An 8,674-nucleotide genomic window follows, 5' to 3' on the forward strand; every position below is an offset into this window, starting at 1 on the left:
TGGAGTCCTCCATGTCACACCTGAAACCTACAGCGCTATCCAACCTACCCTCTCAACCCCTTGATGAGGGTGGGTTGGATAGCGCGCCTATCTTGACTCCAACCACAGTCGCTCTCCCGTGAAAATAACGGGCGAGGTAAGCCTCGGAGCGCTCCCCCACCTGACCTGAGTCCCCCGATTGAGAGCGAAAGGTTGTCCTCAACATTTCGCGCTTAATACTGGGTGCAGGGGTCACCCCTGCCCAAGGAAGCGTGAAACCCAGGTGGGTTTCACATTAGACCAAGTTCCTCAGGTTTCGACGCACCGCATCCTTATATATGCTCACCGTCATGCCCGAGACTTTTCAGAAGGAGAGTACCCTCGATCGATTCTTCAACCGCATGATGGGGCAGGCGCTTCGGCTTGGATTCGCGCCCGGATACATGCGCCTGCTCGAGGTCCGCGGTCGCAAGTCCGGCAAGACCTTCACCACTCCCGTCAACGTGCTCGACTTTAACGGCCGGCGATGGCTGGTTGCTGCGCGCGGCGAGACTGCATGGGCCCGCAATGCGCGCGCGGCCGGCCACGTCATCTTGCGGCGCGGCTCCCGTGCTGAATCGTTGATAGTCCGCGAGCTTGCCGACGCCGACAAGCCCGAAGTCATCAAGGCCTTCCTCGATCGCTTCGCCTCCCAGGTTCAGCGTTTCTTCGACGTGCCCGCCGGCTCGCCCGCCGACGCATTTCGCGCCACCGCGTCACGTACGCCAGTCTTCGAGCTGGTGGCCGGCTCTTAGTCTCTTAGAATTTTTATTGTGAGCGATCCCGCGCCGACAACGAAAACGCCCCCAAGTCCTGAAGATCTAGCCGCCGATTCCGCGACGCGCGAGCGCGCGACCGTGGCTGCGCTGCTCGCGATGCTCTTCTACCAGGGCTTCGCCGCCGCAATCATCTCCGTCGCGGCGCCGTGGATCGGCAAGAGCTTCCATCTCGACGGCGCCGGCATCGCCCGCCTGTTCGCATGGATCTCGCTGTCGGCGTTCGGCGCGCTCGCGCTCTCGCGGATGATCGATCGTTACGGACGCCGCCGCATGATCCTCGGGTGCATGGCCGCGATTCCCGTTTGCAGCATCGGCGCCGCAGTCTCGACCAGCCTGGCCTGGTTCACGACGTTCCAGATCGCGCTCTACGCGATGGTCGGTGCGGCCGGCTCCGGATGCATCGTGATGCTGTCCGAGGAGCTGCCGATCGCGCGCCGCGCACGCGGCCAGAGCTTCGGCGGTCTGGCCGCCGCGATAGGCGCCGGCTTCTGCGTCTTTCTGATGCCGATTTTCGATGCCTACGGATGGTCGTGGCGATGGATGTTCGTGATTTCGGCGGCGGGCGTCGCGATGCTCCCCGCGATGGCGCGGCTGTTGCCCGAGAGCGAGCGATGGGAACTTTCCGACGCCACCGGCATCACCACTCGCTCCCGCTTTTGCGACGTCTTCCAGCCGCTCTATCGCAAGCGCTCGATCACGATGATCGTGTGCGCGCTCGCCGCCAACATCTCGAGCACCGCCGCCAACGCGTTCGGCTACTACCACGCGGTTTCAGTAGTCGGGATGTCGTCCGCGGCCACCAGCACGATGACGATAGTCGCCGGCGGTTTGGGCTTGCTCGGCTTTCCGCTCGGCGCATGGAGCGCGGAGCGATTCGGCCGCGTGCCGACGGTGGTCGCCTTCGGAATCGCAATCACCGCCGGGCACCTATGGTACTTCTGGGGCCCGCCGACGCAGTTCGCGTGGCCCTTCTGGTGGCTGGCCAGCGGCTTCTTCTGGTTCAACGTATGCGACAACGGTGGCACCGTCGGCGCCAACGCCGCCGCAACCGAACTTTTTCCCACGCCTCTGCGCGGCACAATGATCGGATGGTTCGCCCTGGTCGGCGCCATCGGCTCCGTAATCTCCAACGCCGCCGTAGCAATCCTGGCCCACGCAATGGGCGGAATGTCGATAGTAGTAGGCGCGCTCTCGATAGTAGGCATCCCCGCCGCAATCCTCTTCGGCCTAATGATCGACGAAACCCGCGGCATGCCGCTGGAGATGGCCGCTAAAGAAGACCAATTCACCTCAGAGAACTAACCCGCTGATACCTCGCCCGTTATTTCACGGGAGAGGCTGCCGGCCGCATCGCGGCCGGCAGGTGAGGGTTCTGCGACGCATACACACCCCTCCTCGACCGGTTCCCCTTCCCACTGTGGGAAATAGTTAGGGGTTAGGTTAGCCCGCTTCGTTCGCCCTACTCGTTGTCATTCAGAGCCGCCGCGGCGAAGAATCCCGGATCCTTCTTTCCCCTCTCCCTGTACGCGTGAGAGCCAATCGATTCGGATTTGACACGAGGCAACGCTGAACAATGATTAGATTCATAATATGAGTTTGCACAGCTTCGATTTTATTCCCATATCGATAGTGGTCGCGTTCTCATTACTCGTTCTCTCATCGTGCTCTAGTGAAGAGTTCGCGGTCGTGCCACCTCAAGAGCGAGTGCAAGCGATTGAGCAGCTACAACAGGCGAAGCAGACCGATCTCGAGGACGCAAAGGATATCTCCTTGGGTCCCATCGCAGAAGGCGATTACCTTGCGCAGGCCGACAAGGCGGATTCGGCAATCAGAGATTTGAAGCAACATTCGGATGTCCCCCGATCCGAAGTATCCGACGCGCTATTCGTTCCGCCAAAGCATCTTTCGCCTGCGATGAGGGCCCAGTTAGTGAAGAAATTGGAGCAGGCGAGGGCACTCGACGATGAGAAATGGCGCAATAACCTGGGAAGCGAAGATGAAAACTGGCTTACGCTGCTATGCGATATTCAGGCGCGGCGAGCAACGCGAGTCATCAAAAAACTCGAAACCGGAGAGCCCGTTTCGTGGTTCGATATCAACGACGCAATGACCACCCCGGAAGAAATACCATAGGATTCGTTCTCTCTTCTCGCTGTCATTCAGAGCCGCCCCGGCAAAGAATCCCGGATCCGTTCTTCCCCTCTCCCTGCCAGGAGCCCTTCGCATAACCCGCTGCGCCTTTCTTCCCCTCTCCCTGTCAGGGAGAGGATCGAAGGTGAGGGTCCAACTACAGCGCTACTCGCGCGATTCAAGACTCCGCCCCGGCCTTCTCCCCACATCCGGTTCCCCCTCCCACTATGAGAGGGCCCAGCGGTTAGGTCGCCCGCTCCATTCGCCCTTCTTATTTTCATTCAGAGCCGCTGCAGCGAAGAATCCCTTCTCCGTTCTTCCCCTCTCCCCGCCAGGAGACCTTCGCACAACCCGCCGCGCCTTTCTTCCCCTCTCCCTCTTAGGGAGAGGATGAAGGTGAGGGTCCAATTACAGCGCTACTCGCGCGATTCAGGATTCCGCCCCGCCTTCTCAAACACCCAGTTCCCCTTCCCGCTCGGGAAGCGGCTAGGGGTTAGGTTAACTCGCAAAATTCGCCCTTCCTGTTGTCATTCAGAGCCGCTGCAGCGAAGAATCCCGGCTCCTTCTTCACCTCTCCCTCAGGAGACCTTTGCATAACCCGCCTCGCCCGCTTAGTCGCGGGAAAGGCCGCCGCCGAAGGAGCGGGTGAGGGTGGTTCCGCGCGCGATTCAGGATTCCACCTCTGCCCGTACCTCTCCGCATAGGTGACGCAAAAGCAGACCTGCGCTAGCGGCTTACTAGCCCCGCCCGAGATGGTAGTCTGGATTCGAACGAGCCTCTTCATCAAGAGAGCGACGGAACGCTCGGCCACGGGGCTGTAGCGCGGTTCCGGGGAGAAATGGATGAACCCAATTCGGCGGGAATTGTTGAACGGCCTGTTTGTGCTGGTGGTGGCCAGCCTGATCAGCGCGGTCTTTGTAGAGAACCTCTCGCGGTTCGCAACCGACGATCCGCGTCTCGAGGAAACGAAGTGAGGCCCGTCACTCCGCCACAATCGTGCTGGCGTTTTCCGTGTTCACCGCATTTTCCTGCGGAAGCCAATCGCGCCAGCAGGAAGCTCCACCCAGAGAATCGATTATTACTTCTCCGAAGCGACCTCAAGCCAACGCTGGAACCGCCGCTTGTGTTGCTGGTTGTCACATCGACGGGTTATACGGTCAGGCTCCTGGGTGCTATGTCGGGAGCATCCCCGAGATGAAAAGCTACGCCACCCCTCCTGCTGGCCATACGGTCTGGGAGGATTCACCAAAAGAAGGTCCGCCATTCCCGGAAGTCATGGTAGAGCTTTGCATTGAGAGCGACCAGCTTGGCTCGGAATTGCACACAGTGAGTGTCACAAGCAGCAGTCCCGACTGGAATTCCTTTTTCGATGAAGACCGGTTGGATCTATCTATGAAGATGGATGGACTCAATCCCACGTTCAGCCTCACGACCGAGGGCTACTTGGGAGGCGTGGCAACCTGGGTTCATCTGGAGTGGACGTGCAAGGCGACGATCCCCGATCACAAGCGATTACTATGCGACCACTCATGGATGCGCCATACGGGCCCAGAGTTGGATGTAGGACCTGAATTCGACGGCCATAGCAATCAGAAGGTAATGTACTACCTCGACGGGAACTAGGTCGCGCCGACCCGGACCGATCTGCCCGATACAGCCCAAACATGAAGTCGGTATATCGAATGCTCAGAATCGTAAACCGTCGGCAGGAGATATATGACTACTTCCACAACAACGGAGATTGTCAGCAATTCTTCTTCGATGCGGCTCAGAAAGAAAGGTACGCAGCTTACTACACGAGGTACGCAGCTTACTACACGAGCATGTATCTAGTGCAAGATACGAGTGAGAGTCTGCTTGCTCATCGTGCTAGGGGGTTTTTCTCAGATCCGCTTGCAGCTTACCTCGAATTTTGGGGCGTCATGCAAGCTCTTATCATCCAGCAAGACTCAATATCGGATCTGTATGAAGCAGTAACCTCGGCGGAACTGGATATTCGCGCGTTAGATTCATGGCAAGCGGTCCGGACACTTCGAAATGCTTGCGCGGGGCATCCCGCAAAGAGGGATCGCCCCAAGAATTTTCCTGTGACGCGGACGTTTATGGGACGCCGTTTCGGGGGATATCCAGCGATTACCTATGAGCAATGGCAGGCGCAAGGCGGCATCAGTCATCCAACTGTAAAACTCGCCGCACTGATCGACGTATATGAAGGAAGCGGAGGCCAAGCTAGTGGAGGTGTTGCAGTCGATGAAGGAGCAATGGCCACCTTCCACCAAGCAAAAATGTTAGACAGATAGTCTGCTGAGGCGAGGATGATCATGCCCTGCGGGCGCCTTTTTGCCTGCCATCTGCCTTATTGCGCACCATCGGGCGCACTAGGTCCGCAGAGCTACGGTGGATGCGCTACGCGCATCTCTTTTGGAACCATCTCGGACGATCCCGCGTCTTTTCGCGACGTATCGTTTTACGCGGACCCCATGCTCCATCTTCCGCGCTTGAGCCAGATCGAATGCGAGCTGCATTCGCATCAGATGTTCCATCTTCGGCCCGAACGCCTTCTCGACCCGCAAGCCCATCTCGCTCGTTAGAGCCGCTTTCCCGTTCAGCAGGCTGGAAAGCGCCTGCCGCCCGACCCCTAGCACCTTCGCGGCCTCGGTTACTGTCAGTCCGAGAGGCTCGATCACCTCGCGCCGGATTAAACCGCCGACATGCGGAGGATTCTTCATCGCCACAATTTCCAACACTCCTTCAATGATAATCGACAAAATCAAGATCGAATGCGTCACCTTCCTCAAACCGAAAGATGACTCGCCAGTTTCCGCTTACGGTCACGCTCCAAAACCCCTTCAGTTCCCCCTTCAGCGGATGCAGTCGCCAACCTGGTAAATAATCCAACTTCATCCGGGTGCGCCGCCTCGTCGATCGCCAGCAGAATGTCGGAGATTTTCTCCACCATCGAAGATGGCAAATCCCGGCCGTTCCCGCTCTTGTACAATCGCCTCAAACCTCGATGCCGAATCGAGCGAATGCCCATCCCGAAGCATTATCGCCTGTCGCGCGACAGGCGTCAATACAAGCCCGGCTTAGACCGGCTCTGTTGGATGTTCTCAGTGCCCCTGAACTGCCCGAATCGCGCCCTTTGACCGCGCCCCAGATCATTCGTGTTTTTGTTCTCCTGAACTGAAAAACGTTTCACGTGAAACGTTCGCGCCGGAAACCCCAGCAAACAACTATGCTTTTCGAGAACTCAGACACAATTTCGCACCAATTCGTGCAGCGCAACCCCGGCGAGGATCAACTGATAGTCAGCGGCGTCTCGGCGAATTCTTTCTTTTCGGAATCCCAGGCGAAGGCTGCCCCGCGCGCGAATTTGCCCGCGCGAATCGACAGCACGATATAAACCGTGTCGGGATAGTCGGGCTCCGTCGGGTCGAATGAGCACGCTTGGGCTCGATCTGTGGCAGAAAAATAGGCGTCGTGATCGGGATGCGAATGGTACACGACGCGCAGCGCGAGCTTGCGCCGATCGACTTCGTTCATCACCGCCAGATGCTCCTTCGGCTCCATCAGGAACGCCGTGCGCGCATCGCGCGGATACGCCGCCCGTTCTTTCGCGTGCATCGCGTTCTGGATGTTGGCGATTGGGCGCACTTCTTCGATCGCATCATCGCCGATGATGAAGCCGCAGCATTCGAACGGGAACTCGCGCTCGGCCTGCGCGACGATCGCGTCCATGCTCGCGCGCGTTATCGATGCTGCCCTCACCAATTCTCCTTTTTTTCAGTTTTTTTAGTGATTCGTTCAGCAGCTCGGATTAGCCGAGTGAGCATCCGATTTGTTTCAGCGTCCACACCGAGGCGATCGGCTAGTTCGACGATCTTCCCGTTCAGCGCGCCGATGTCTGTGCGGCCGCGGACGTGAAGATCGTGGAGCATCGTCGGCCGATGACTGACCGTCGGCGGAATCAACTGCTCGTAAAAGACCTTTCGATATTCGTCCGCGTTTGAAAAGGGGATGGCGACGCCGACTGCGCGCGCGACCGCGAACGCCTCGTCGATTGCGCGATCCATGATTGGCCGCACGTCAGGGTCGGCGGCGAGCGCGCCATAATTCTGCTGCAAGAGTGCGCCTAGCGGATTCAGCGCCACGTTGTACAGAATCTTGGCCCACAGCACGGGCATGATATCGGCGAGGCCGACGGTGGGAACGCCGGCTGCATCGAGCATCGCGGCAATCGCGCGGGCGCGCTCCGCCAGTGCCGGCGCGTCCTCGCGATGAATCGCGGGCGCAGGTCCGATTGCGACCGGCTGCGCGAAGACCGTCACGTGCGGGCTTCCCGGCGCGGGAATCTCCGCGCCGAAGATCACGCGCGCGCCCAACACGCGCCGACGCCCGAAGCGCTCGATCAACGACTCGATATTGCCGAGCCCGTTTTGCATCGAGACGACCACGCCGTCGTCCGTCAGACGATCGGCCAGCGCATCCGCGATAGATTCGGTGTCGTAACTCTTGACCGCGCACAGGATCAAACCGAACCGGCCGCCAAGCCGCGCGGGATCGTCGGCCAGCTTCATGCCTGCGACGGTTCGATTGCCGAGCAGGCCCGAAAGTTTGATACCGTTGCGCGCGATCGCATCCATATGCGCTCGGCGGCCGAGCAGCGTGACGTCGTGGCCGGCCTCGTGCAGCATCCCGCCGAGAATCGAGCCGATCGCGCCGGCGCCCGCGATGAGTATGGGAGTGTCGGTCATCGTGTCGAAGTTATCGGTCGGCGATTCGTTAGACAACGCCGCGCTTGCGGCCGAGCGATAGCGCGGATTAGGAAGTAGTGATGGAACGGACTTCGATTCGGCTGGGTGGCGTCGAGCTGGCATCGTCGGTGATGAACGCGTCGGGCGCGCGCTCGGCGGAGCGCGGCGAGATCTACGAGCTGTGCGCGGTGCATGGCGGCGCGATCGTGTTCAAGTCGTGCAATCGCGCCGGCCTCGAAACGCCCGAGAATCTGAAGAATCGCGGCGTCGAGTTTTTTCAGTCAATTGCCACCGAGCTCACCGCTCGCAACAAGAAAGTTATCGGCAGCGTGGTCGGCGCCAGCGAAGAGGAATTCATCGACGTCGCGCGCATCCTCGATCGCGCCGGCGCCAGCATCGTCGAGTTGAACCTGGCCGACGACTACGTGACGAAATCGGTGGCGCCGTTCGCCTCCTTCGAGCGCCTCAAATCGCTGCTCGGCAGAGTTCGCGGCGAGACCCAATGCGTGCTGGCGGTGAAGGTGCCGCCGCGCGTGCCGTTCGAGCCGCGCGCGATCGCGGACCTGTTCAAGTCGATGCGCATCACGATCGCAGTGTGCGCCAACGATTTGCCGAAAGATCTCGCGATCGACGTCGCCAGCGGAACAGTCCAGGGGCCGCCGCGCACGCTGTCGGATGCGCACGCGTTTTTCAGAGAGAGCGAAAATTTGCTCGACGTGGTCGCGGTCGGAGGCGTCAACACCGGACGCGACGCATACATAGCGCATCTGACCGGCGCAACGGCGGTGCAGGTAGGCTCGGCGCTGATGAAGGAAGGCGCGGGTGCGCTGGGCCGAATCGATCGCGAGCTGGATTCGATACTTGCCGAGCATGGCCACAAGTCGGTGTCTGAAATCGTCGGCATCGTGCGATTCTCGCGATGAGTCCTCGCGCGGCTCGAATCGCCGGACAGCATGGCTTGCTCCGCTTCTTGCGGCTCTGATACTTTCGGCT

General features: G+C 59.8%; 11 protein-coding genes. 7 read left to right on the forward strand and 4 right to left on the reverse strand.

Annotated elements, in window-relative coordinates; all coding sequences use genetic code 11:
- The first annotated feature begins 329 nt into the window (after positions 1–329).
- The 6 genes from VJX68_RS06585 (at position 330) to VJX68_RS06610 (ending at position 5,227) form a co-directional block, all read left to right on the forward strand.
- Positions 330–773, forward strand: a complete 444-nt coding sequence (locus VJX68_RS06585) for a nitroreductase family deazaflavin-dependent oxidoreductase (protein WP_324094873.1) — start codon at positions 330–332, stop codon at positions 771–773.
- An 18-nt stretch (positions 774–791) separates the two neighbouring features.
- A complete protein-coding gene (locus VJX68_RS06590; RefSeq protein ID WP_324094874.1) occupies positions 792–2,099 on the forward strand; it encodes an MFS transporter in 1,308 nt (435 codons plus the stop codon).
- Between the two features lie 288 nt (positions 2,100–2,387).
- Positions 2,388–2,930 (forward strand): hypothetical protein, encoded by a 543-nt coding sequence (locus VJX68_RS06595; RefSeq protein ID WP_324094875.1) that lies wholly within the window; start codon positions 2,388–2,390, stop codon positions 2,928–2,930.
- An 839-nt stretch (positions 2,931–3,769) separates the two neighbouring features.
- The gene (locus VJX68_RS06600) at positions 3,770–3,901 is read left to right on the forward strand and encodes a hypothetical protein (protein WP_324094876.1); all 132 of its coding nucleotides are present in this window, start codon (positions 3,770–3,772) and stop codon (positions 3,899–3,901) included.
- 424 nt (positions 3,902–4,325) lie between these two features.
- Positions 4,326–4,550 (forward strand): hypothetical protein, encoded by a 225-nt coding sequence (locus VJX68_RS06605; protein ID WP_324094877.1) that lies wholly within the window; start codon positions 4,326–4,328, stop codon positions 4,548–4,550.
- 59 nt (positions 4,551–4,609) lie between these two features.
- Complete coding sequence (locus tag VJX68_RS06610; RefSeq protein WP_324094878.1) at positions 4,610–5,227, forward strand: hypothetical protein; 618 nt, start codon at positions 4,610–4,612, stop codon at positions 5,225–5,227.
- Between the two features lie 78 nt (positions 5,228–5,305).
- On the opposite strand, the gene VJX68_RS06615 is transcribed toward VJX68_RS06610, so the two are convergent.
- The 4 genes from VJX68_RS06615 to VJX68_RS06630 form a co-directional block, all read right to left on the reverse strand.
- The gene (locus tag VJX68_RS06615; RefSeq protein WP_324094879.1) at positions 5,306–5,656 is read right to left on the reverse strand and encodes a HigA family addiction module antitoxin; all 351 of its coding nucleotides are present in this window, start codon (positions 5,654–5,656) and stop codon (positions 5,306–5,308) included.
- A gap of 22 nt (positions 5,657–5,678) precedes the next feature.
- A complete protein-coding gene (locus tag VJX68_RS06620; protein WP_324094880.1) occupies positions 5,679–5,831 on the reverse strand; it encodes a type II toxin-antitoxin system RelE/ParE family toxin in 153 nt (50 codons plus the stop codon).
- Positions 5,832–6,224: 393 nt separating this feature from the next.
- Positions 6,225–6,695 (reverse strand): M67 family metallopeptidase, encoded by a 471-nt coding sequence (locus tag VJX68_RS06625; protein WP_324094881.1) that lies wholly within the window; start codon positions 6,693–6,695, stop codon positions 6,225–6,227.
- Entirely contained in the window at positions 6,692–7,681 is a 990-nt protein-coding gene (locus VJX68_RS06630; protein ID WP_324094882.1) for a ketopantoate reductase family protein, read from the reverse strand. Before VJX68_RS06630 ends, VJX68_RS06625 begins: the two co-directional genes overlap by 4 nt.
- 80 nt (positions 7,682–7,761) lie before the next feature.
- Between VJX68_RS06630 and VJX68_RS06635 the strand changes: the two genes are divergently transcribed.
- On the forward strand, positions 7,762–8,604 hold the full coding sequence (locus VJX68_RS06635) for a beta/alpha barrel domain-containing protein (RefSeq protein WP_324094883.1): 843 nt from the start codon (positions 7,762–7,764) through the stop codon (positions 8,602–8,604).
- The last annotated feature ends 70 nt before the right edge of the window (positions 8,605–8,674 follow it).

The sequence above is a fragment of the Binatus sp. (SeqCode) genome (assembly GCF_035272065.1).
In the GTDB taxonomy this organism is placed as follows: Bacteria; Desulfobacterota; Binatia; order Binatales; family Binataceae; genus Binatus.

What these genes read in the sequence shown, in the direction of transcription:
- VJX68_RS06600 (WP_324094876.1), top strand. Translation starts at nt 3,770, where the DNA reads ATGAACCCAATTCGGCGGGAATTGTTGAACGGCCTGTTTGTGCTGGTG.
- VJX68_RS06605 (WP_324094877.1), top strand. Translation starts at nt 4,326, where the DNA reads ATGGATGGACTCAATCCCACGTTCAGCCTCACGACCGAGGGCTACTTG.
- VJX68_RS06615 (WP_324094879.1), bottom strand. Translation starts at nt 5,656, where the DNA reads ATGAAGAATCCTCCGCATGTCGGCGGTTTAATCCGGCGCGAGGTGATC.
- VJX68_RS06635 (WP_324094883.1), top strand. Translation starts at nt 7,762, where the DNA reads ATGGAACGGACTTCGATTCGGCTGGGTGGCGTCGAGCTGGCATCGTCG.
- VJX68_RS06585 (WP_324094873.1), top strand. Translation starts at nt 330, where the DNA reads ATGCCCGAGACTTTTCAGAAGGAGAGTACCCTCGATCGATTCTTCAAC.
- VJX68_RS06610 (WP_324094878.1), top strand. Translation starts at nt 4,610, where the DNA reads ATGCTCAGAATCGTAAACCGTCGGCAGGAGATATATGACTACTTCCAC.
- VJX68_RS06595 (WP_324094875.1), top strand. Translation starts at nt 2,388, where the DNA reads ATGAGTTTGCACAGCTTCGATTTTATTCCCATATCGATAGTGGTCGCG.
- VJX68_RS06620 (WP_324094880.1), bottom strand. Translation starts at nt 5,831, where the DNA reads ATGAAGTTGGATTATTTACCAGGTTGGCGACTGCATCCGCTGAAGGGG.
- VJX68_RS06630 (WP_324094882.1), bottom strand. Translation starts at nt 7,681, where the DNA reads ATGACCGACACTCCCATACTCATCGCGGGCGCCGGCGCGATCGGCTCG.